Origin of the sequence: Alteromonas sp. D210916BOD_24 (genome assembly GCF_047159385.1) — a bacterium.
Taxonomy (GTDB): domain Bacteria; phylum Pseudomonadota; class Gammaproteobacteria; order Enterobacterales; family Alteromonadaceae; genus Alteromonas.
Window position 1 is genome coordinate 1471267 of sequence record NZ_AP038333.1, and the last position, 22330, is coordinate 1493596.

General features: G+C 43.0%; 20 protein-coding genes and 2 tRNA genes. 14 read left to right on the forward strand and 8 right to left on the reverse strand.

The annotated features are described in order from the left end of the window. Positions 1–51 precede the first annotated feature (51 nt). From ACMCM8_RS06375 to ACMCM8_RS06400, 6 genes are all read right to left on the reverse strand, one after another. Positions 52–450 carry a DUF3718 domain-containing protein gene (locus ACMCM8_RS06375; protein ID WP_412726595.1) on the reverse strand — a complete coding sequence of 133 codons (399 nt, stop codon included), beginning with the start codon at positions 448–450 and terminating at the stop codon, positions 52–54. 447 nt (positions 451–897) lie between these two features. Further along, positions 898–1296 (reverse strand): DUF3718 domain-containing protein, encoded by a 399-nt coding sequence (locus ACMCM8_RS06380; protein ID WP_412726595.1) that lies wholly within the window; start codon positions 1294–1296, stop codon positions 898–900. 378 nt (positions 1297–1674) lie between these two features. Next, a complete protein-coding gene (locus tag ACMCM8_RS06385) occupies positions 1675–2073 on the reverse strand; it encodes a DUF3718 domain-containing protein (protein WP_412726597.1) in 399 nt (132 codons plus the stop codon). Positions 2074–2523: 450 nt separating this feature from the next. Next, a complete protein-coding gene (locus ACMCM8_RS06390) occupies positions 2524–3597 on the reverse strand; it encodes an alpha/beta hydrolase family protein (RefSeq protein WP_412726599.1) in 1074 nt (357 codons plus the stop codon). A 392-nt stretch (positions 3598–3989) separates the two neighbouring features. Next, the gene (locus ACMCM8_RS06395; protein WP_412726601.1) at positions 3990–4382 is read right to left on the reverse strand and encodes a DUF3718 domain-containing protein; all 393 of its coding nucleotides are present in this window, start codon (positions 4380–4382) and stop codon (positions 3990–3992) included. A gap of 201 nt (positions 4383–4583) precedes the next feature. After that, positions 4584–5486, reverse strand: a complete 903-nt coding sequence (locus ACMCM8_RS06400) for a LysR family transcriptional regulator (protein ID WP_412726603.1) — start codon at positions 5484–5486, stop codon at positions 4584–4586. Between the two features lie 212 nt (positions 5487–5698). Between ACMCM8_RS06400 and ACMCM8_RS06405 the strand changes: the two genes are divergently transcribed. Next, positions 5699–6145: a MaoC/PaaZ C-terminal domain-containing protein gene (locus tag ACMCM8_RS06405; protein ID WP_412726605.1), complete on the forward strand. Its 447-nt coding sequence runs from the start codon at positions 5699–5701 to the stop codon at positions 6143–6145. Positions 6146–6254: 109 nt separating this feature from the next. Here the strand turns inward: ACMCM8_RS06405 and ACMCM8_RS06410 are convergent, their stop codons facing one another. Next, entirely contained in the window at positions 6255–6419 is a 165-nt protein-coding gene (locus tag ACMCM8_RS06410) for an entericidin A/B family lipoprotein (protein WP_412726607.1), read from the reverse strand. A 28-nt stretch (positions 6420–6447) separates the two neighbouring features. Further along, on the reverse strand, positions 6448–7434 hold the full coding sequence (locus ACMCM8_RS06415; protein ID WP_412726609.1) for a mechanosensitive ion channel family protein: 987 nt from the start codon (positions 7432–7434) through the stop codon (positions 6448–6450). A gap of 423 nt (positions 7435–7857) precedes the next feature. On the opposite strand from ACMCM8_RS06415, the gene ACMCM8_RS06420 reads away from it, so the two are divergent. The 13 genes from ACMCM8_RS06420 (at position 7858) to rpsO (ending at position 22270) form a co-directional block, all read left to right on the forward strand. Beyond that, positions 7858–10551, forward strand: a complete 2694-nt coding sequence (locus tag ACMCM8_RS06420; RefSeq protein WP_412726611.1) for a TonB-dependent receptor plug domain-containing protein — start codon at positions 7858–7860, stop codon at positions 10549–10551. 159 nt (positions 10552–10710) lie between these two features. After that, positions 10711–11013, forward strand: coding sequence for a 4a-hydroxytetrahydrobiopterin dehydratase (locus tag ACMCM8_RS06425; protein ID WP_412726613.1), 303 nt, complete (start codon positions 10711–10713; stop codon positions 11011–11013). A 205-nt stretch (positions 11014–11218) separates the two neighbouring features. After that, a tRNA-Met gene (locus ACMCM8_RS06430) sits at positions 11219–11295 on the forward strand. A gap of 53 nt (positions 11296–11348) precedes the next feature. Continuing rightward, a tRNA-Met gene (locus tag ACMCM8_RS06435) sits at positions 11349–11425 on the forward strand. Positions 11426–11973: 548 nt separating this feature from the next. Then, positions 11974–13122, forward strand: a complete 1149-nt coding sequence (locus ACMCM8_RS06440) for a methyl-accepting chemotaxis protein (RefSeq protein WP_412726615.1) — start codon at positions 11974–11976, stop codon at positions 13120–13122. A 12-nt stretch (positions 13123–13134) separates the two neighbouring features. Next, positions 13135–13977, forward strand: a complete 843-nt coding sequence (locus tag ACMCM8_RS06445; RefSeq protein ID WP_412726617.1) for a nitrate- and nitrite sensing domain-containing protein — start codon at positions 13135–13137, stop codon at positions 13975–13977. 382 nt (positions 13978–14359) lie between these two features. After that, positions 14360–14818, forward strand: a complete 459-nt coding sequence (gene rimP, locus ACMCM8_RS06450; protein WP_412726619.1) for a ribosome maturation factor RimP — start codon at positions 14360–14362, stop codon at positions 14816–14818. A gap of 45 nt (positions 14819–14863) precedes the next feature. Then, a complete protein-coding gene (gene nusA, locus ACMCM8_RS06455) occupies positions 14864–16360 on the forward strand; it encodes a transcription termination factor NusA (protein WP_412726621.1) in 1497 nt (498 codons plus the stop codon). A gap of 24 nt (positions 16361–16384) precedes the next feature. Continuing rightward, entirely contained in the window at positions 16385–18991 is a 2607-nt protein-coding gene (infB, locus tag ACMCM8_RS06460) for a translation initiation factor IF-2 (protein WP_412726623.1), read from the forward strand. Between the two features lie 95 nt (positions 18992–19086). Further along, entirely contained in the window at positions 19087–19488 is a 402-nt protein-coding gene (rbfA, locus tag ACMCM8_RS06465; protein WP_412726625.1) for a 30S ribosome-binding factor RbfA, read from the forward strand. Then, complete coding sequence (truB, locus tag ACMCM8_RS06470) at positions 19489–20460, forward strand: tRNA pseudouridine(55) synthase TruB (RefSeq protein WP_412726627.1); 972 nt, start codon at positions 19489–19491, stop codon at positions 20458–20460. Between the two features lie 110 nt (positions 20461–20570). Continuing rightward, a complete protein-coding gene (locus ACMCM8_RS06475; RefSeq protein WP_412726629.1) occupies positions 20571–21887 on the forward strand; it encodes a hypothetical protein in 1317 nt (438 codons plus the stop codon). 113 nt (positions 21888–22000) lie between these two features. After that, entirely contained in the window at positions 22001–22270 is a 270-nt protein-coding gene (gene rpsO, locus ACMCM8_RS06480) for a 30S ribosomal protein S15 (RefSeq protein WP_412726631.1), read from the forward strand. Positions 22271–22330: the final 60 nt, after the last annotated feature.

Genomic DNA, 22330 nt, shown 5'->3' on the forward strand with positions numbered 1-22330 from the left:
CCATGTTGAATCGTTCATCACATGGCGTGATAATTTTTTAGCTAACAGGGCTTAGATACGGCCGTTTAGCTCTTCTGAAATAGGTGAACCTTGCAGGCCTTGCTCAGCAATCCACGCTTGAAGTGTTTTGCCATCTGCTTCTGGCTCTTGTAGGTCTTTACTTGGCATTTTCTTAACTAAAAGCGTGCCTACTTCAACCGCATTGCTAGTAAGGGCTGTTCTGATAAGGCTCTGACCACCACAGCTGATGCCAGAGTAGTAATCGCGAAGCTTTAATTTAAAGTCTGACTGTACACTACGCATTTTTTTGCGAAGTTCACCTTTGTCGTCCGCTTGAACGATGGTGCAGATGTTAGCAAGAGCTTCGTTAATGTCGTTAGCTTGTGCTGCGTTAGAGAAAGCTAGAGTAGAAGCGGCGATAACTAGAGAAGTTTTAACAATTTTCAACATGGTTAAATTCCTTCGATTGGTTTGAGTTAAATTAATGTCTGTTCGTTGAGATGTATTAAACCCTAAACCAGCTGATCGAAAAACATGCTATAGGATAACGGGGTATAGGATTTAATACGTTATATTGATTGTTTTATTATTAAGTGCAATAAAATCAATATTTTATAGTTTTATAGTTTTATAGTTTTATAGTTTTATAGTTTTATAGTTTTATAGTTTTATAGTTTTATGTTGAGTTGCGTGTGCTTTGCTTGATGGACGTATTGGTGTATTAATCGGTGGCTAGGTGTAACTGATAGGCTGTTGATGTGCAGATAATGGGTAAGAACAAATAAGTAGGCTAGACAAAAGAAAAAGGCTCCTTAAAGGAGCCTTCAGAGCGGCATCCTGCCGCTACCATGTTGAATCGTTCATCACATGGCGTGATAATTTTTTAGCTAACAGGGCTTAGATACGGCCGTTTAGCTCTTCAGAAATAGGTGAACCTTGCAGGCCTTGCTCAGCAATCCACGCTTGAAGTGTTTTGCCATCTGCTTCTGGCTCTTGTAGGTCTTTACTTGGCATTTTCTTAACCAGTAGCGTGCCTACTTCAACCGCATTGCTAGTAAGGGCTGTTCTGATAAGGCTCTGACCACCACAGCTGATGCCAGAGTAGTAATCGCGAAGCTTTAATTTAAAGTCTGACTGAACACTACGCATTTTTTTGCGAAGTTCACCTTTGTCGTCCGCTTGAACGATGGTGCAGATGTTAGCAAGAGCTTCGTTAATGTCGTTAGCTTGTGCTGCGTTAGAGAAAGCTAGAGTAGAAGCGGCGATAACTAGAGAAGTTTTAACAATTTTCAACATGGTTAAATTCCTTCGATTGGTTTGAGTTAAATTAATGTCTGTTCGTTGAGATGTATTAAACCCTCAACCAACTGATTGAAAAACATGCTATAGGATAACGGGGTATTGGAACTAATACGTTATGTTGGTTGTTTTGTGAGTAAATATATAAATATCAATGCGTTATAGTTTTATGTTGAGTCGCGTGTGCTTTGCTTGATGGACGAATTGGTGTATTAATCGGTGGCTAGGTGTTACCGATAGGCTGTTGATGTGCAGATAATGGGTAAGAACAAATAAGTAGGCTAGACAAAAGAAAAAGGCTCCTTAAAGGAGCCTTAAGTGCAGCTTACACTGCCACCATGTTGAAACCTGTCACATGGCTATGTGATTTTGTTATTATATACGCTCATTCAGCTCAGCTGAGATAGGTGATGATTGAAGGCCTTGCTCAGCAATCCACGCCTGTAGCGTTTTGCCATCTGCCTCTGGCTCTTGTAAATCTTTGCTAGGCATTTTCTTAACTAAAAGCGTGCCTACTTCGACAGCGTTATTAGTTAGGGCAGTTCTGATTAAGCTCTGACCACCACATGAGATACCTGAATAGTAATCGCGAAGCTTTAGTTTAAAGTCAGACTGTACACTACGCATTTTTTTGCGAAGTTCACCTTTATCGTCCGCTTGAACGATGGTGCAGATGTTAGCAAGGGCTTCATTAATATCGTTAGCTTGCGCTGCGTTAGAGAAAGCTAAAGTAGAAGCGGCGATGACTAGAGAAGTTTTAACAATTTTCAACATGGTTAAATTTCCTTCGTAATTGGTTAGTTGTTTGTCTGTTCGGGATTAATTAAAAAACAATCAGATTGAATGAAAAACATACTCACAGATAACAGGGTATGTTTTTTAATACATAAGACTTAAGTCTAGGATTTGAGGAATCTGCTCTTAGCCTTTGGTATAAAAGGGCTAGCGTGATCTGAGGGTTGGATAAATAAATGCCAGGTGACAAGCGAAAAAATGTGCAAAAAAAAGGCTTTTTTTTATTTTTTAATAAAAAAATGGCAATAATTGGATAATTTCAGGTATCGAACTTATCAGGTATCTGAGCCATTTTCTGGTTTTTGGAGAGCCTAAAAAGGGGACGTTGAGGGAATATTCAGTATCAATTCTGAAGATTTTCCCTCGTTAATTCGCAGTTGAAAGGAAATCACCTACTAAGTAGTTTGCTTAACGCGTTGTATACGACGCTTATAAGCCTTTTAAAATCCAGTTTGACAGCTCGTCTAAAAAGCCAACTACAAATTGTTTATCGAGGGCTTCATATTCTTGTTTTTGAACTGTTTGGGCCTGTTGAAAGAAATGGTTAGCGTCATCAAAGGTAACAAATTGGTAGGGAGTACGAGCGTTTAGCAATGCCCTCTCCATTTTGTCTTTGTTCTGTGCAATTGTAACTTGCATGTCATTTCCTCCAAACAGCGCAAGTACAGGTATAGTTAATTTTTCGTAGTCATTGGCAGGATCGTAATATAGAAAAGAGGTCAGTGAAGGCAATTGATAAATAGTTTTAAACGTTTCTGTTTTATCTAGTGCAATTGATTCTAGTTGTGTTGCATCGAGTGGCTGTTGAGCTAACTGTAATAATTTGGCAGTGTCGTAAAATAATGCAATAGATTGCGCTACTTTTTCACCCTCAACAAGTGCATGCATTAATTTATGGTGCGCTGACACTTCACGTTCAATTAATCCGTGATTAAGCCCTTGGTCAATTAATTCTTGCCTTACTTGATAAAGCACTAAATCAATTATGGGCACTGACGGTGCTGCCATTAAAATTAGCTTTTTTACATTGTAATTTTTTCGTGCAACTTTGCCACTGACGATGCCTCCTTGACTGTGCCCAAGTAAAATAAATGTCTCGTAGCGATTTGGAGACGAGCTTTTAAAATAATTAATAATTGCATTTATATCACTCACATGGTCGTTGAGTGTTGTCTGGGTGAAATCACCCGTGCTTTCGCCTTCGCCTCTATCATCAAAGCGGAAACTGGCTATGCCTTTTTCCCCTAAGTGCGCTGCGATGATTTTGAATACTTTAAAGCCAAATAGGGTTTCATCGCGATCTTGTGGACCACTGCCTGAAATCATTATCACCAGAGCGTTACTTTTGGGTTGAGTTGGAAGGGTAAGCGTACCGCCAATAACTAACTCGTCAAGAGCAATACTGTGTGTTTGTTCATCATATGTCTTATTTTCGTTTGCAAACGAGTTGGCAGTTACGGTAAATGTCATTAACACTAAGCTAATAGCACATAAATAGTTCATCAACGTGTCCCTTTAGATTATAAGTACGAGGGATAGAGCAGAATACGCGCCAAAACAAATGTGTATACTATTCAATAGGTTGGGTTTTCACTGAATAAGGTTATGGTGATATTGACTAAATAGTTAGACAAGTAGTAAGAACTTATGACTTTTGGTCAACGTAAATGCTTTGTAAGGGATAGCTTTAAAAGGGCTGGGATTTATTATAAAAAGTACAGATGAATAATGGCGTATGTCATTACTGCGTAGTGTCTGAAACAGTTTTACGTCTTTAATTGCAGATTTTCGTAACCACAATAGAAGAAGCGGCCCGTAGGCCGCCTTCTAAAGCGCAGATTTCTCTGCAACCATGTTGAACTGATATCACATGGTGTGAATTTTGTTAAAATTCGTTATAGACGGCCGTTAATTACTGCTGCAATTGGACTGTCTTGTAAGCCGTTTTCAGCTACCCAAGCTAACAGAGTCTTGCCGTCAGCTTCTGGCGCTTCTAAATCACTCTTAGGCATTTTCTTCACAAGAAGTTCACCTGACTCTACGGCATTATTAAGTAGTGCCGTTCTAATTAGGCTGTTTCCGCCACAACTAACACCCGCGTAGTAGTCTCTTAATTTAAGGCTGTAATCTGATTCAACAGCTCTCATTTTTTTACGCAATTCGCCTTTGTCGTCCGCTTGAACGATAGTACAAATGTTAGCTAGTGCTTCGTTTACGTCTGCGTGTGCTAGACCTGTAACACCGATAGAAGCCGCAACAACAATGGAAGCTTTAACGATTTTCAACATGGTTAATTCCTCGAGCATAAAATTAAAGTAGATCGTGTTCGGACTTAATTAAACGCCAAAAACTAAAAAGGTAAAATCTGTTAACTGATACTTAGGTATTTAAAAAAATAACCATAATATTGAGACTGTGCTACTGGATAAATAAAAAGCCCTCTTAAGGGCTTTTTACGGAAGAACACTGTTGCTTACGGATATGAGGTTTTAATGTGGTTTGAAGGCACTGGCCACTTCCATAATCTGTTCGCGCATCCACATGTGAGCATAGTCGTGGTCGGCACTTACATGCCAATACAAGAAATATTCTACAGGCGGTAATTCAAAAGGCATTTCATAAATGGCTAAGTCATAGTGTTTGGCAAGGTGAAAAGGCAAACAGGCAATCAAATCGGTTTTTACGATAGTACTGGGCACGGTAAGAAAATGTTGACCACGCATAACCTCTTTACGGCGTTTACCAATTTTGTCCAATGCAACATCAATAGGACCTGCACCAGCCTTGCGTTGTGAAACGTTGATATGCCCCAGCCTTAGAAAAGTGTCGAGATCCAAACCATTTTTAAGGGCAGGGTGGTTTTTACGTGCGAGCACGACAAAACGGTCTTGCGCAATTTTTGCTTTACATAAATGAGGATCCGTTATCGTCAGCACATCAGTGAAAAAATCTAAGGTGCCAGCTGCCATTGCAGATACTACTTGACTGCGGGGTATTTCGTAATTTGAGATTGAGATATTCGGTGCTAAGTTCTGTAGCCGGGCAACTAGCCGAGGCATTATGCTGGCCTCAAGTAAATCCCTACTGGCGAAACTAAAGGTTTTTTCAGCGGTTAAAGGATCAAAAGTATGACTTTCTTGTACGCTTTTTCTGAGTAGAGCCAATGCTTGGCGGGCAGGGACAATAATGTTCTGCGCGACGGGAGTAGGCGTCATACTATGCCCTGTACGCACAAACAAAGGGTCATTTAGCATTTCTCTTAATCGCGCTAAAGAATTACTTACCGCTGGCTGTGTTATGCACAAAACATCTGCAGCTTTGGTTAGGCTTCCCGCTGTATATATAGCGTCGAAGACCGCAAAGAGGTTCAAATCGATTCTATTGAGGTTCATAACTAATCCTTTACGAGCGAGTGCTCTGGTAAATACCCATAAGCGAGGCGCAGTCACAGTACTAACACAACCTGTTATGTTACAACGCGCCCACTTAATGTTTACGATAGTGTAACAAGATAATTTATAAATACCTATTATTAAAAGTTAATTGAAACATTCAGGTGAATAATAGTAGTTTGGTCGATAAATAACGCACGTTGGACGGAAATATGAAAACACTTATTGAATTATCGGCAGGGGACATACTCACTCAACCCGCATGGTTAGAAGTGACCCAAGATATGATAAACCAGTTTGCAGAGGCTACGGGGGATTATCAGTGGATCCATTTAGACCAAGCCCGTTGTCAAAAAGAAAGTCCGTTTGGTACAACCATCGCCCATGGCTTTTTATCCGCAAGTTTAATGCCTAAGGCGTTTGGTGAAGTAATTGCATCTAGTGAAAAGATAGCATCAACTATCAACTACGGTATTGATAGATTGCGTTTTTTAGAACCTGTTAAAAGCGGTGATGCGATTAAATACAGTTTCTCCGTAGCAGAAATTACAGATAAACCGCAAGGTAAACTGTATAAGGTAGACGGCAGCTGTATTCTAAAGTCTTCCGGAAAGCCTGCACTGGTAGGGACTTTTCTTATGCTTGCTGTAATACAGTGAGCGTTTCCTTATAAGGGAACAGGCAGGGTAATAAACTGAGGTATAAAAAGTAGAGGCGAGCAGTGAAAATTGCTCGCCACTACTAATTTGTGAAACAACAAAGCGAAGGCTAATTAGCTGCTTCTTCCGCACCTTCTTCTATTGCCTCGCCTGCGCTCTGGATGTCTTTCCCAGCACCTTCTACCGTGGCACAACCACCCAATGTGCCTAAACTAGTTACAACTACTAGCAGTAGCATTACACTTTTCAATTTTGACATTTTCAATAACTCCATTGGTTTCTCCTTATTACCTTGGTTATGGTTATTCCTCGTCAGTGGGCGACTTTTTACCACCACTAGCGGAATCTGTTGTAGCTGCGCTTTCGGCATTGCCTTGGTGACTTTGGTGTTCGCTGTCACGTTGTTTAAGCATTGCGTTTAATTTGTCGCCACCTTTAGCATTGAAGTCCAACGTTCTGATGGGAAACGGGATTAAGATGTTATTTTCTTCCAGTACGGTTTTTACTGTGCTTACTGCATCGTGGCGTACAGACATAAAGCCTGGATCGCCTGGATATCGAATCCAAAACCACAGTAATAAGTTGATGCTAGAGTCGCCGAATGACTCAGCATAAACAGCCGTTTCCTCTTTCTTAATAACGTAGTCTTTTGTATTCATCGCATCGGTAATGACGTTTGCGGCTACGTCAATATCATCCGCATAAGAAATGCCGACAGGTATTTCAATTCTTCTATACCCGAGGTATGAATAATTGGTGAGAATATTGCGAAATAAAATTTTATTGGGGATGACTTCCAACTGGCCATAAAATGTTTCTACTAGAGTATTTCGCAAGTTAATTTCTTTTACGTTGCCAAATACCCCCTCTGCTTCTATAACATCACCAATTTCAAACGGTTTGCGAATACCCATAGCGATGCCGGCTATGAAATTTTCGGTCATGTCCTGAAATGCAAAACCAATTGCCAAACCCACGATACCCGCGCCCGCTAACAGGGAAGTCACTGTGCCTTGTAGCCCTACAAAATCCAGTGCAATGAAAATTCCTGCAACGATGACGATTGACTTGATAATAGAGGTTAATAAGCTTGCGATTTGACGGGATTCAAAGGTTTTTCGCATGACTTTGCCAGTCACATTACCTATGATTTTGGCTACTACGCCAAAGACAATGGCAATCAGAAAAGCGACAACAATATTGGGTAAAATCGTGATCGCGCTTTCTACCCAAGTTTCGAGTTTCTCACTTAAGAGCTTGTACACTTCATCTAGTTTTGGAAAATCCATTAAACCTTTTTTCTCTCTATATCTGCCTTCTAATCTTACCAATCAAAATTTGTACCTTGAGGTAACATTCTGAAAAACATGAATTATTCATTGTTTTGGTTGAAGTGTTTCTGAGGGGGATGAGAATAAATTTCACAACCGCAGCAACTTATTCCCACTTGGTTAAGTCAGTTGAACAGGGTGATTTTGGTGTGAAATCACACAAATAGTTCAGGACTTATCTGGTCAGACCATGCGTGATATTAATGTAAACATATTATTCACAATAAATTTACAAATATAAAATTGGGGCATAATATCAGTTATGTAGGCCATCAATTATGTGGTCTCGCACAATAACAACACGAAATCGAACAGCCTGTTGCTAGCGGAAAGTGTGGGTAGTATTGCCGGTAGTGATAAGCCCAGATTTGGAATCACACTATGAAATTAAAAACGCGTAAGACCGCAGTCGCCGCTCTCGTCGGTTCTGCATTGTTATGTTCTCCTCTACTCGCGCTAGCTCAAGACGCTGACGTCGAAAACGAGAAAGAAGCTAAAAAGGATGTGGAGCTCATTCTCGTTACGGGTAGTTTTGTTCGCCGAAGCGAAAACTTTGAATCTCCTTCACCTCTTGCCGTTGTCGACAGTGTAGCCATTGACTCCATTGGTGCAAAAAACATTGCTGACATCACTCAAACCCTAACCATAAATACAGGTGCAGAAAACAATCCGGATGCCTTCACGCAAAACGCAACAGCAGGTACTTCAAATATAAATTTACGGGGTTTAGGCGTAGCCTCAACCTTGGTTTTACTAAACAACAAGCGGCAAGTGGTCAACGCTCAGCCCACCAACGAAGGACTTAACTTCGTTGATACCAGTTCACTTGTACCAATGATAGCCATCGACAGAATGGAAGTTGTAAAGGATGGTGCTTCGGCCCTATATGGCTCTGACGCTGTAGCCGGTGTGGTTAACTTTATTACCAAGCGAAATTACGATGGGGCAATGGTGACGATGGATTACCAGGATGGCGCCCACGGAGATAATAAGGAATATGTTCTTCAAGGGTTATGGGGAGCCACGGGCGAAAAGGGCAGTGTCATTGCCGCTATCAGCTATACAAATCGCTCTCCGCTGTTTATCAGTGATCGTCGATTGAGTCGTCCACAGGACGATACCAGTGCACTAGGTAACCCAGCTAGCTTCTTTATTGCACCGGGTGTACCTGTCATCGATCCCTATGGCTGTGAAGAGTTTGGTGGTTACCCTCAAGTACTTGCTCCTAGTGGTACTGTCCCAGGTTTGGATGTCGGCCTTTGTGGCTTTGACTTTGGACCCTATTATTCATATGTACCGGATGAAAGCCGGATAAATGCGTATACACGCGCTGAGTATGAGTTTACTGACGACATTACTTGGACTACAGAAATTGGTATGGCAAGAAACCGTGCGGAACGTGGCGGTGCACCAAGCTTTCCAATACTAACGGCCCCAGTCGTGCCTGACTACCATCCCCAGAACCCATTCGGGCGTGCGGTTGCATTCTTTGGACGCGCCGAAGGCAACGGTCAACCAGGAGATGCAGCCAATACAGAATCTGATACCTTCCGCTTTAGTACTAATTTGCAGGGAATTACGGACTCTGGTTTTTGGGAAGTTAGCTACACGCGCGCTGTAAATGATTTCTTGTTCTCTGTTCCGGATGTACTCAATACTGAATTTCAGTTGGCATTACTCGGGTTTGGCGGCTCTGACTGTAATCCCGTACTTGGCTCACCAGGCCAAGGAAGTTGTCAGTTCTTTAATCCCTTTGCAACTTCATATACCAGTGCACCTAATTCCGACTACGTTATTGACTCGTTTACTGGCAAGCAAGTTATAGATTCGAGAGCTGACTTGGAAGTCTTTGAGGCATTTACGTCGTTTGATACTTTTGAAATGGGAGGGGGTTATGCTGCCCTTGCATTAGGCGTGCAATACAGAGAAAACAAACTGTCTCAAGATTACGATGAGTTATCTAACCAAGATAGTTTCACATTTGTAATCGGCAACCCTGATTTAGAAGGTAGTCAAGATGTATGGGCTGCATTCGGCGAATTAGCTTTGCCAATCAATGATGAACTAGATGTACAAATCGCAGTACGCTATGAAGATTATGGCGGCAGCATCGGCAGCACGGTTGACCCTAAACTAGCGATTTCCTGGCGTGCCAGTGACGAATTCTCTCTTCGTGGGTCAATATCAACGTCGTTTAGGGCGCCTACGGTGTTCTTGGCACAAGGCGGATCAACATCATTGCAACAAGTGGTTGACCCCATTCAAGGTGCTCAAGCATTTGTGGCAGTGCGCACTGAGGGTAATGAAGATTTAAAACCTGAGGAGTCAACGGCGTATAACGTGGGTTTCTCCTATGAGCCCTTTAGAGACTTATCGGTAGAAGTGGATTACTGGAACTTTAAATTTAAGGATTTGATTATCCAAGAGAATGCTCAAGCACTGCTGACCGCAGATCCGACAAATACTGATCGTATTGTTCGTGCTGGTGATCCTGTGAATGGTCCTGTACTTCAAATTAACAATACCTACGTAAATGCAAGTTCACTTGAAACGTCTGGTATTGACTTTGTTACCAGTTATAAATTGGAAACGGGTATGGGTAATTTTACCCCTTCAATACAAGCAACTTACATTACTAAGTATGATCTTAAAGATCCTCAGGCGGATAATATTGATGGAGCGGGTCGTAGAAACTTCAACAACATTGGAGTATCTTCACCAGAATTACGAATGAATATTGGACTAGCGTGGCAGAATGATATTCACGCTGCCAACGTATTCGTGCGTTACATCTCTTCGTATGATGATGACCAAAACTGCGCTGATGGAACAGCGAATACAGGCGGGTGTGCGAATGGTTTCTACGAAATAGACAGCATTGTTACTGTAGATGCCCAATACAACATCGACTTGGGAAGTTTGTTTAATACCGAGCAAAGCTACGTGTTAACCTTAGGCGGTATCAACTTGTTTGATGAAGATCCTCCGCAAGTATTTACCAACAGTGGTTTTGACTCTAAAGTGCACGACCCGCGTGGACGCCAGATCTATGCAAGACTGGCAGTTGAGTTCTAAGTTGCCCGTTGTGTAATGACATTGAGAAGCCGGCTATATGTCGGCTTTTTTTGTAAACATTCCCCCCCACCATTAGGTAATCTTCTACCTTGGCAATGCTAGTAATTTAGCTCGCTTCATTTACAGTATCCGTATAAATATAAGATAAAGGAGCACAACATGGCGACTAAACTCAGTAATCTGGAAATTCAACAAAAGCTCGAGACCTTAAACACATTGGTCGAGGATGGCGTAGTATGGGAAAGGGAAGGCGATGCAATTAAAAAATCCTTTACCTTCAAAAGTTTTATTCGTGCATTTGGCTGGATGTCACAAATGGCAATTTGGGCTGAAAAACTAAAACACCACCCTGAGTGGTTTAATGTCTACAACAAAGTAGAAGTGCGCTTAACTACGCATGACGTGGATGGGCTGAGTGAACTGGACTTTGCGTTAGCGGAAAAAATGGAGAAGTTTAAGTAAAGTATATAAGCGTCGGTGGCCTTTTATATCGGTTATTATTAGTTTTTTGTATTATGTTTGTTCAAATTGGTTAATTTAACTGCGAACAGTCAGAAAAATGAAATAAAGTGATGTTAGGCACTTGTGTTAGTTAAGTCCCTATGTATAATACGCACCACGTTGAAGCGAGGCGCTAAAGCAAAACGCAACAACGCTAATTTTCTGGCGCGGGATGGAGCAGTCTGGTAGCTCGTCGGGCTCATAACCCGAAGGTCGTAGGTTCAAATCCTGCTCCCGCAACCACAGAAAATAAAGCCTATTTTTTAAATGCGTATCAACGTGTTTAACCGTACAGACGCGGGATGGAGCAGTCTGGTAGCTCGTCGGGCTCATAACCCGAAGGTCGTAGGTTCAAATCCTGCTCCCGCAACCAATCGAAAAGACTCGTCAGAAATGACGGGTCTTTTTTGCATTAGCATCCATGGATTCAACACCAAGTCTGCATCGACTTCTGGTTTGAATATCAATTTTTCTACCATCGATCGCACAGAGAAATGCGTTTCTAACACGCTATTGCGAAATCACCTTAAGTAATTTGGCTATTATTGTCTTATAAATTAATCACAAATATTGCCTGACATAATTGTTGTCTAAGTTTGTTTCTCACAAACATATATAGTCTTTGTCGTGATTTTTATAATCCATCCAAGTGCCTAGAGTTTTTACAAAATCTCCAAGTAATTCCTCTTCTTAGCAATACATTTACGACTACATATTGTTTTGACTTATTACCGCCCAAAATAGACGCATTGCAGCACTACAACGAAGCGTCTTTGCACCATAAAAGAACAATACACTGATAGACTGGTTAAAATGTCAACGATGCGGGTGAAAAATAACCTTATTTTTACCGAAAAGGCTGGCGTAAAGTTTGCTGCAATAATGGTTTTCCAGGGATGAAAAACTAAGGATACGTCTACTATGCTCTCGTTGTTAAGGTTTCCTGGAGCAATATTAATAAAGGCATTTGGGATAAAACAGGCGGCATATATAGCCGTCATATTAAATTTGGCCGGCTACCTATTCATATTGCTCGCTCAAGGGCATTCTACGCTTTTAATAGCGGTTTGCTTTTTTATAATGAACTGGTTGATATTCTCAATATTACATTTGTTTGCTAGTGAAATCAGTAATATAGATACTATTTTAAATGAGCTTAAAAACGATCAGCAGGGCTATCAGGATTTGGTTGTTAGTCCCATTCTATTTACAAGTCATATCAAGTCCGTCTTTGACATTATAAAAGAGACTGCACGTCACAGAGATAAGTTGGCCGAACATTTCTCTGAAATGAAATATTCATCTGAACAACTTATTCAGTCTTCTATAAACGTTTCAAATAATGCAGCATCTCAGTCAGAAGCGACTGAATCAACAGCAGCTGCCGTCAATGAACTCACCGCCTCCTTAAATGAAATAGTCGTCAAGTTTAGCCGGGTCAATGAAGCCGCTTTACGCGCCTCAGATTATTCTAAACAAGGACATAGTTACATGGGAGAACTAGTCATTAATGTTGAAGGTGTGGGTGAGGATGTTGCCGAAACACATGCCGCTCTAACTACATTGGGTCGTTCCATCGAAACCGTTTTGACACTTACCGCAACGATTCAAAATATCGCAGAGCAAACTAACCTTCTTGCACTCAATGCGAGTATAGAAGCAGCGCGAGCGGGTGAAATGGGTAGGGGGTTTGCCGTAGTCGCAGATGAAGTGAGAAACCTCGCATCTGAAAGTAGAGAGTCTGCTGATACGATTAACCAAAGTATTGCCGAACTAGACATTCAAAGAAAATTGGTCGCGGATAATATGGAACGTGTCACGCTTCGCATACGTGACTGTATGAATCAGGCTAAAGATGCTGAAGAAGTTTTGGCTAACATTGAATATGAGTCGGCAGACTCCTGTGATCAAGTGATGGAAATATCCGCAATAACAGAACAACAAAGTAAAGCGACAGAGGAAATTTCAAGAAGTATAGAAAGAGTTGTGGAAAGCGCTGCGGCTAATGCCCAGATCGCCCAAGAAACATCCGTAGTTGCTGAGTATTTACGCACACTTTCTGTCAGGTAGGGGAAATAAGTTATGGAAATGCTACTTCTCGGTTCTGTTTTTTTAGTCATGGGACTTGTGGGGCTTCAATGGTATAGACAGAGGAAAAAACAACGCAAGAGAATTTACTCTACACTGGAGTTAATAGGCGCCATCAAAAAGCTAATAAGTTTTACCCAAAAACACAGAGGACTCACTGCTACATACTTACAAGGCGATCCCAGTGTCGAGACGGCGCTAAGAGAATTAAAGCAAGGGATTGAAGAGTTAGTCAATTTACTCGGTAAGGACACAATTGTAACTGACGAAGCACGTTGGATAGCATATTGCGATCACTGGCGTAGATTGAAAGACAAAGCATTGAACTTGACTGTGACTACTAGCTTCCAACAGCATACCCATCTAATTGAAACATTATTATACCTATTGGAAGATGTAGCGGAAAACGTAGAATTTACCCATTGCACAAATGCTACTTCACACACGCACTTTTTATGGCATGAATTTCCCCGTGTTATAGAATTCGTTGGTCAAGCCAGAGCTATTGGCGTCGCTGTTTCAACGCGTGGAGAGTCGACACAAATAGATAAAGTAAAACTGGGTTATTTATGCGAAAAAATCAATATATTGAGTAATCAATCTTGTGAAAGACTTTCATTGGTTCAAACGGAATCAACGTCCGAACAAATTGAACAGGCCAAGCAGGCGTGCATGCAATTAACGCAAACGATACAAGAGCAGTTGATTAACGTTACATCGGTTAAATTAGACAATCAACGTTATTTTCAATTGGCCAGTACTACTATGGATAAGTGCAATTTAGTGTTCGATAAGGAAATTAATGCGATTAAACTAAGTTACCGAAAATATAATTAGAAATACTAGTTGGTAAAGAATAATGGCTATTTGACTCATAGTAATCAAAGTACATTGTGTAATTTCAGGAATAACCGCAATCCTGAGCTACTTTGGTGGTTGCTTAATGTAGCGCCTGTACGTATAATGCCCTCATAAGTTGATAAGCGCGGGCTCCCTCATTAAAGGAAAGTAACGCCTTTATCATTGGCAAGCTATCACCTAACGGTGTTTTTACCCATAAGTTTGCAACTGCCCTTTGCAGGCAGGTATGGGTTCAGAATTTTAATAAAAGCCCCGCTAGTCCGGGGCTTTTTGTTGTATTAAAACCTGGAGTCAGCCTTGCTGAGCCGGGTGATGACAGGTGGGCTTTAGGCCCTTTTTTCGTTTTTGGAGGTTTGCATTGGCAAAACTTGAAGAGAAACTGACCGAAATGCTGGAGCCGGGTGTGGAAGCACTGGGTTTTGAGTTGGTTGGCATCGAGTTTGTAAGAGCGGGGAAGCATTCAATTCTTCGCGTGTTTATTGATCATGAAAACGGGATTACCGTAGATGATTGTGCAGATGTAAGTCATCAGGTTAGCGCAATTTTGGATGTTGAAGATCCAATTAGTACGGAATACAACTTGGAAGTGTCATCACCGGGTATGGATAGACCGCTTTTTAAAGAAAAGCACTATCAGGCATCTGTGGGTGAAGTGGTTCAAGTTCGTTTGTCTATGCCCATGGACGACAGACGTAATTTTAAAGGCAAAGTACTCGCGTGCGAAAATGGCATCGTAAGTATTGAAGTGGATGGCCAGCAGTTCCAGTTAGCTGTGGCGAATATCGAAAAAGGTAACGTTGTTCCCACGTTCGATTAACGGAACAGCTCTGCTTTCATCGAAGAAAGCGAAAGTGAGGCGAAAATGAATAAAGAAATTTTGTTAGTGGCGGAAGCCGTTTCAAATGAAAAACAAGTGCCTAGAGAGAAGATTTTTGAAGCGCTAGAATTTGCTATTGCCAGCGCGACCAAAAAGAAAAACGAAGGCGAAATTGAAGTGCGTGTCAGCATTGACAGAACGTCTGGTGACTTTGATACATTCCGTCGTTGGTTGGTTATTCCTGATGATCAAGAGCAGGAAAATCCATTTGCTGAGATTACGATTTCTGCGGCGCAAATCGACGAACCAGAAATTCAATTAGGCGACTATGTCGAAGAACAGATTGAATCTATTAAATTCGACCGCATAACGACGCAAACCGCAAAGCAAGTGATTGTACAGAAAGTACGTGAAGCTGAGCGTCAGCAAATGATTGCTGAATACGAAGACAAAGTGGGTGAGTTGGTGACGGGTACGGTTAAGAAAGTTAACCGTGACAATATCATCATTGACCTTGGCAACAATGCGGAAGGTGTTATCTACCGCGATGATATGCTGCCTCGTGAAACTTTCCGTCCGGGTGACCGCGTACGTGGTCTACTTTACGTTATTCGCCCAGAAGCCCGTGGCGCACAGCTATTTATCAGCCGCACGCACCCAGACATGCTAGTTGAATTGTTCCGTCTAGAAGTGCCTGAAATCGCAGAAGAAACGTTGGAAATAAAATCAGCGGCTCGCGATCCAGGTTCACGTGCAAAAATTGCTGTTAAAACTAATGACAAGCGCTTAGATCCAGTCGGTGCATGTGTGGGTATGCGTGGTTCACGTGTACAAGCCGTTTCTGGTGAACTTGGTGGTGAGCGTGTTGATATCGTGCTTTGGGATGAAAACCCAGCGCAATTCGTTATCAACGCCATGGCACCGGCTGAAGTCGCATCAATTGTGGTTGATGAAGACAGCAACACCATGGACGTAGCGGTTGAAGCAGATAACCTGGCGCAAGCGATTGGCCGTAGTGGTCAAAACGTGCGTCTGGCAAGCCAGCTAACAGGCTGGGAACTTAACGTGATGACGGTTGACGATCTCAACAAGAAACACGAAGAAGAAAACGCGAAGGTACTTAATCTATTTACTGCAGGATTGGATATTGACGAAGAGTTTGCATCCGTTCTTGTAGATGAAGGCTTTACAACACTAGAAGAAGTGGCTTATGTGCCAGCAAGTGAACTTCTAGCGGTTGAAGGGTTAGATGAAGAAATGGTGGAAGAGCTGCGCAACAGAGCGCGTGCTTATCTTACTACGCGTGCACTGGCGAACGAAGAGTCGCTTGAAGGTGCAGAGCCTACAGAAGCCTTATTAAATCTTGAAGGTATGAGTAAACACGTGGCCTATGTGTTGGCCAGCCGCGGCGTTACCGATCTTGAAGAATTAGCAGAACAAGGTACCGATGATATCAGTGATATCGATGAACTTGACGATGAAAAAGCCGGCGCACTTATTATGGCCGCTCGTAATATCGTTTGGTTCAGTGAAGAAGAGTAAGGTCAACAGGGGGAAAATTACGTAATGGCAGATGTATCTATTGAAAAGCTCGCCAGCGACATTGGTACGACCGTTGACCGATTGGTTGGCCAGTTTAAAGACGCGGGTATCACAAAGAGTGCCGGCGATCAGGTAAACGAAGACGAGAAACAAAAACTGTTGGATCATTTAAGTAAACAACACGGTAGCGCCGCTGAGCCTACGCGTATGACACTGAAGCGCAAAACGACCAGTACACTAAGTGTGGGTAAGTCGAAAGAAGTGAAAGTAGAAGTACGCAAAAAGCGCACTTATGTGAAGCGTAGCGATGTTGAAGAACAGCAGCGTCAAGCTGAGGAAGAAGCGAAGCGTCTTGAAGAAGAAGCCCGCCTAAAACGCGAAGCAGAAGAAAAGGCCGCCGCTGAAGCGAAGAAAGCTGCTGAAGAAAAAGCGCGTAAAGCTGCGGAAGCGAAGAAAGCCGCTGAAGAAGAGCGTGCTCGCCGTGCTGAACAAGCTAAGAAAGAAGCAGAAGCGCGTAAGCAAGACGAACCTGAATTAACAGAAGCAGAAAAAGCGGAACAAGAAGCAGCGCGTCAAGAAGAAGAGCGTTTGCGTAAGGCGCAGGAAGAAGAGGCGCAGAAGAAGCTTGAGGAAGAAGCGAAAAAGGCCGCAGAAGAAGCACGTAAACTTGCTGAAGAAAACGAACGTCGCTGGAAAGAAGAAGAAGAGCGTCGTAAGAAAGCTGAAGCTGAAGAAGTTCACTTGCACTCAAATCGTTATGCGCAAGAAGCGGAAGACGAAGAAGACATGCAAGTGGAACGTTCTTCACGTCGTCGTCGCAAGCCGAAGAAAAACGCTGGTGAACATCTTAAGCAAGGCTTTAACAAGCCGGCTGCACCTGTTGAGCGCGTTGTAAAACTTGGTGCCACTATTACTGTGGGCGAACTTGCAAGCAAACTTGCTATTAAGTCGAACGAAGTCATCAAGACCATGATGAAAATGGGTGAGATGGCTACCATTAATCAGGTACTAGACCAAGATACTGCGGTACTCGTGGTTGAAGAAATGGGTCATAAATATGAGCTAGTCAACGACAACGCCCTTGAAGAAGAGTTGTTGGCAGAAGGCACTGATGGCGAGAAAACCACACGTGCCCCAGTTGTGACTATTATGGGTCACGTTGACCATGGTAAAACGTCACTACTTGACTATATTCGTCGTGCAAAAGTAGCCGATGGCGAAGCGGGTGGTATTACCCAGCATATCGGTGCATATAAAGTACACACTGATAACGGTGAGATCACGTTCCTTGATACACCGGGACACGCCGCGTTTACCGCAATGCGTGCTCGTGGTGCTACGGCGACTGATATCGTTATTCTTGTAGTTGCTGCAGATGACGGCGTTATGCCACAAACGAAAGAAGCGGTACAACACGCTCGTGCTGCTGGCGTACCTCTTATCGTTGCAGTGAACAAGATGGATAAAGAAACAGCCGATCCAGACCGCGTTAAAACTGAGCTATCTCAACTAGAGGTTATCTCAGAAGAGTGGGGCGGTGAGCACCAGTTCTGTAACGTTTCTGCTAAAACCGGTATGGGCGTAGAAGAGTTATTAGAGGCCATCGTACTTCAAGCCGAAGTACTTGACCTTAAAGCTATGGCAGAAGGTCCTGGTCGCGGTATCGTAATTGAATCACGCCTTGACAAAGGTCGTGGTCCGGTAGCGTCAGTATTGGTTCAGGAAGGTCAGTTACGCGCAGGTGATATCCTGTTGTGTGGCGAAGAGTACGGCCGTGTTCGTGCGATGCGTGATGAAAACGGTAACGACATGAAGGTGGCTGGCCCATCTACACCGGTTGAGGTATTAGGCCTTTCTGGTGTACCTGTAGCAGGTGAAGACGCTGCGGTAGTAAAAGACGAGCGTAAAGCCCGTGAAGTTGCTGCTAAGCGTCACCAGAAGAAACGCGAGCTTAAACTGGCACGTCAGCAAAAAGCAAAACTTGAGAACATGTTCGCGAACATGGAATCAGGAGATGTAAGCGAGCTTAATATCGTACTGAAAGCAGACGTACAAGGCTCTGTTGAAGCGATTTCTGAGTCACTTATCAAGCTTTCTACCTCTGAAGTGAAAGTTAATATCGTTGGTAGTGGCGTGGGTGGTATTACTGAAACTGACGCAACCCTTGCGGCAGCCTCAGGTGCTATCGTACTTGGCTTTAACGTTCGTGCCGATGCAACAGCACGTCGTGTACTTGAAGCAGAAGAAATTGATTTACGTTACTACAGCGTTATCTATAACCTAATTGATGAAGTGAAAGCGGCCATGAGCGGTATGCTTGCACCTGAATTCAAGCAGGAAATCATTGGTCTTGCAGAAGTTCGTGACGTATTTAAGTCACCGAAGCTAGGTGCAATTGCTGGCTGTATGGTTACCGAAGGTGTGGTTAAGCGCAGCAATCCAATCCGTGTTCTTCGCGACAACGTAGTAATTTACGAAGGTGAACTCGAGTCACTTCGTCGCTTCAAAGACGATGTACAAGAAGTTCGCAACGGTATGGAATGTGGTATCGGTGTTAAGAACTACAACGACGTTAAAGTCGGCGACCAAATTGAGGTCTTCGAGATCGTTGAGGTTAAACGCGAAATCTAATTGCCTGAATTAAATCGGCATGTGAAAAGCGGGGGCCGAGTGCTCCCGCTTTTGTCTATCTAGCATAATGCATGTACCGATAAAAGGAGAATACAATGGCTCGTGAATTTTCACGTACCGACAGAGTGGCTCAGCAGGTTCATAAAGAAGTGGCGAGCATTCTTCAAAATGAATACAAGCACCGCGTAGGTGATATTCCTTTGATCACTGTTTCTGATGTGGATGTATCGCGCGATTTAGCGCATGCAAAAATTTTTGTGACCATCTACAACAGCACAGAAGAAGAGGGTAAAGCGCAAATTAAGCAGCTTGTTGAATACAAAAAGTTTATCCGCAGTATCCTTGCGAAGCGCCTTCGCATGCGCTCAGTCCCCGATCTTCATTTCTTTGAAGACAAATCGATTGTAGAAGGTATGCGAATTTCTAACCTTGTGTCACAAACTATCGCCGCAGATGAATCTAAGCGCGACAAAGACGAATCACAAGAGCAGGAGTAAATGGCAAGACGTCGTAAAGGCCGTGATATTAACGGCATAGTATTGCTTGATAAACCCCTTGGTGGTTCATCGAATCAGTTGTTACAGAAAGTGCGTTGGTTGTATAAAGCCGCAAAAGCAGGCCATACCGGCGCGTTGGATCCACTGGCTAGTGGTATGTTGCCACTGTGTCTAGGTGAAGCCACTAAGTTTTCTCAATTTCTTCTTGATGCTGAGAAAACCTATGAAGTGACAGCGCAGCTAGGTGTCCGTACTACTACGTCAGATGCTGACGGCGAAATTGTAGAAGAAAAACCTGTTGACGTTACTGAACAACAAGTACGCGAAGCGTGCTTAGCCTTTCTGGGCAAAAGCAAGCAGATCCCTTCTATGTTTTCAGCATTGAAACATCAAGGTAAGCCCCTTTATCACTATGCCCGCCAGGGTATAGAAATTGAAAGAGAGCCTCGTGATATCGAGGTGTACGAACTAGACGTGCTGCGCATAGCGCTACCTTATGTTGATATGCGAATTAAATGCAGCAAAGGTACGTATATTCGTTCTATCGTTGACGATCTGGGGCAAAACCTGGGCTGTGGCGCTTACGTGACGCGTTTGCATCGTACCGAAGTGGCTGACTACCCGACAGATAAAATGGTTTCACTGGAGAAGTTGGTTGAAATTCAGGAATCACTTCAAGAGGGCGATTTTAACGCGTTAGATGACTTACTGATACCGATGGATACGGCAGTCAGTCGCTTGCCTTTCATTACTATCAATGATGAAGAGCGACACAGGTTTGACAACGGTCAATCAGTTAAAGGCAAGGGTAGTGAAGCGCTAAAAGACGGTACGGCTTATCGCGTTTATCACGGGAGTGACACAAGCGGTGTGTTCTTAGGTGTTGGGGAAGGGGTGCTTGACCCAAAAGATCAAGGTACACCTAAAAATGAGATTTATGTAAACCCGAAACGCCGTGTGGTGTACAACTAAATAATTCAGCGTGGCATTGTAGCTACGTCTTGCGGTAGCGCACATAAGTGCGTTACTCTTTTTCACGTTAATGTTTATTACCGTTTCTACAAATAGTAAGGGATTACAACGTGAAAACAGTGTCTATTGCTCTATGGATAAGTGCAATGAGCCTTGCCTTTGCCGCAGGTTACGTAGTTAGAGGTGGGGGGGGATTCACTTCAGGTGACACTAGCCTAGGCCTAGAGGAAAAGCAGGAAGTTGCCGAAAGTGCGTCTCGTAAAGTATCGGGGGCTTTGCATTCTCAATCCCTCGATAATGCTACATCTAATGCCAATGTAGTTTCAAAGACCGACCAGATTGCACAAGTCCCAGGTCATATCACTTTCTTTTCCCTTCTAGACAAGTTCAATACGAGCGGTACTACAATGAGTACTGACGAGTTCAGTGCATTTGTCGGTGCGCTATCTCACATAGATAAGCATGATATTATCAATGCGCTACAGAATTGGGATATATCCATTTTTGACCCACAATCGAATGTTATTTTAAGCGTACTGGTTATGCGTTTTAGTGAACTCGATCCCTTAGGTGCAGTAGAATACGCGTTGTCAGCCGGTGAGTCGAAACAAACCAAGGGCTATTTAACACATAGTGTTATGTCACAGTGGGCGAGGCGTTCTCCACAACAAGCGTTGAGTTGGTTTTTTGATAGGGAGCACAATGGTCAATCACGTGAACATCAGTTACTAGTGTCTGGCCTATTTTCCGCTTTGGCACAAACAGATTTAACTTTAGCGTTGGAAAGTGTTAATAGCCTTGAGGATACAAAAGCTCAACACAGCGCTTACCAAGCAATTGGTTTGGCACTTGAATCTGCTGATCAATATGCCACCTTTTTTAACGAAATGAGTAATCGGGGTGATACATCAAATATAGAGACTGCATTGTCTGGATGGTCGGCCAAAGACATAAACGCCGTTACTGACTGGTATGCCACATTAGGTGATGACAAAGTAAGGGAAACCGCGCGCCGCACGATATTCAACCAATATATCTTCCAAGAGCCTTCGAAAGCCGCAGATTGGTATATGCGAGAAAGCACGCGGGAAACTGCGCAAACAGATGTAGAGCACATTGCGGGCAGATGGGTATTCTCAGATCCTGAACAGGCACTAGGATGGGTAAGCGGTCAACAGAATATAGATACACCCAAAGCGGAATTGTACACGTTAACCGCAGCATCTTATCGTTTTCCTGATTTTGCCGAACAACATCTCGACACTATTTCTGGCATGGCCGATAAAATTTCTCTCGCCCATGCAATTTACCAAGGCTACAAGCAGAAAAGCGCTGACGATGCGAATGGTTTTGTTGAAAGTTTCGTGTATAAAGAAGCGCTAAAAGACAGGATAGCGAATTTGGAAAACGGCACCAGAAGGCGATAGTGAGTAAAATAGTCACTTCATGGCTTGCTAAGTGCGTAAACGTCATTATAATACGGCGCTCATTCCGCTTTGCTGAATTAGTGATCGGCGAGGCATTTACTTAGGAGAATGTTATGTCACTAACTAAAGAAGAAACCGCAAAAATCATTGCTGAGTTTGGCGTTAAAGAAGGCGACACTGGTTCACCAGAAGTTCAAGTTGCTTTGCTAACTCACAACATCAACAAGCTTCAAGGTCACTTTGCTGATCATAAGAAAGATCACCACTCACGTCGTGGTCTTCTACGTATGGTTAGCCAACGTCGTAAGCTTCTAGACTACCTTAAAGGCAAGAACGCAGAGCGTTACCTTGACCTTATCAAGCGTCTAGGTCTACGTCGCTAAGACTAGGTTTCAAGAAAAGCGCCCAAAGGGCGCTTTTTTTATATCTGATTGTCAGCTTAC

What these genes read in the sequence shown, in the direction of transcription:
- ACMCM8_RS06405 (WP_412726605.1), top strand. Translation starts at nt 5,699, where the DNA reads ATGAAAACACTTATTGAATTATCGGCAGGGGACATACTCACTCAACCC.
- ACMCM8_RS06410 (WP_412726607.1), bottom strand. Translation starts at nt 6,419, where the DNA reads ATGGAGTTATTGAAAATGTCAAAATTGAAAAGTGTAATGCTACTGCTA.
- ACMCM8_RS06395 (WP_412726601.1), bottom strand. Translation starts at nt 4,382, where the DNA reads ATGTTGAAAATCGTTAAAGCTTCCATTGTTGTTGCGGCTTCTATCGGT.
- infB (WP_412726623.1), top strand. Translation starts at nt 16,385, where the DNA reads ATGGCAGATGTATCTATTGAAAAGCTCGCCAGCGACATTGGTACGACC.
- ACMCM8_RS06385 (WP_412726597.1), bottom strand. Translation starts at nt 2,073, where the DNA reads ATGTTGAAAATTGTTAAAACTTCTCTAGTCATCGCCGCTTCTACTTTA.
- ACMCM8_RS06400 (WP_412726603.1), bottom strand. Translation starts at nt 5,486, where the DNA reads ATGAACCTCAATAGAATCGATTTGAACCTCTTTGCGGTCTTCGACGCT.
- rpsO (WP_412726631.1), top strand. Translation starts at nt 22,001, where the DNA reads ATGTCACTAACTAAAGAAGAAACCGCAAAAATCATTGCTGAGTTTGGC.
- truB (WP_412726627.1), top strand. Translation starts at nt 19,489, where the DNA reads ATGGCAAGACGTCGTAAAGGCCGTGATATTAACGGCATAGTATTGCTT.
- ACMCM8_RS06440 (WP_412726615.1), top strand. Translation starts at nt 11,974, where the DNA reads ATGCTCTCGTTGTTAAGGTTTCCTGGAGCAATATTAATAAAGGCATTT.
- ACMCM8_RS06425 (WP_412726613.1), top strand. Translation starts at nt 10,711, where the DNA reads ATGGCGACTAAACTCAGTAATCTGGAAATTCAACAAAAGCTCGAGACC.
- ACMCM8_RS06390 (WP_412726599.1), bottom strand. Translation starts at nt 3,597, where the DNA reads ATGAACTATTTATGTGCTATTAGCTTAGTGTTAATGACATTTACCGTA.
- ACMCM8_RS06415 (WP_412726609.1), bottom strand. Translation starts at nt 7,434, where the DNA reads ATGGATTTTCCAAAACTAGATGAAGTGTACAAGCTCTTAAGTGAGAAA.
- ACMCM8_RS06445 (WP_412726617.1), top strand. Translation starts at nt 13,135, where the DNA reads ATGGAAATGCTACTTCTCGGTTCTGTTTTTTTAGTCATGGGACTTGTG.
- ACMCM8_RS06420 (WP_412726611.1), top strand. Translation starts at nt 7,858, where the DNA reads ATGAAATTAAAAACGCGTAAGACCGCAGTCGCCGCTCTCGTCGGTTCT.
- rbfA (WP_412726625.1), top strand. Translation starts at nt 19,087, where the DNA reads ATGGCTCGTGAATTTTCACGTACCGACAGAGTGGCTCAGCAGGTTCAT.
- ACMCM8_RS06380 (WP_412726595.1), bottom strand. Translation starts at nt 1,296, where the DNA reads ATGTTGAAAATTGTTAAAACTTCTCTAGTTATCGCCGCTTCTACTCTA.
- ACMCM8_RS06375 (WP_412726595.1), bottom strand. Translation starts at nt 450, where the DNA reads ATGTTGAAAATTGTTAAAACTTCTCTAGTTATCGCCGCTTCTACTCTA.
- nusA (WP_412726621.1), top strand. Translation starts at nt 14,864, where the DNA reads ATGAATAAAGAAATTTTGTTAGTGGCGGAAGCCGTTTCAAATGAAAAA.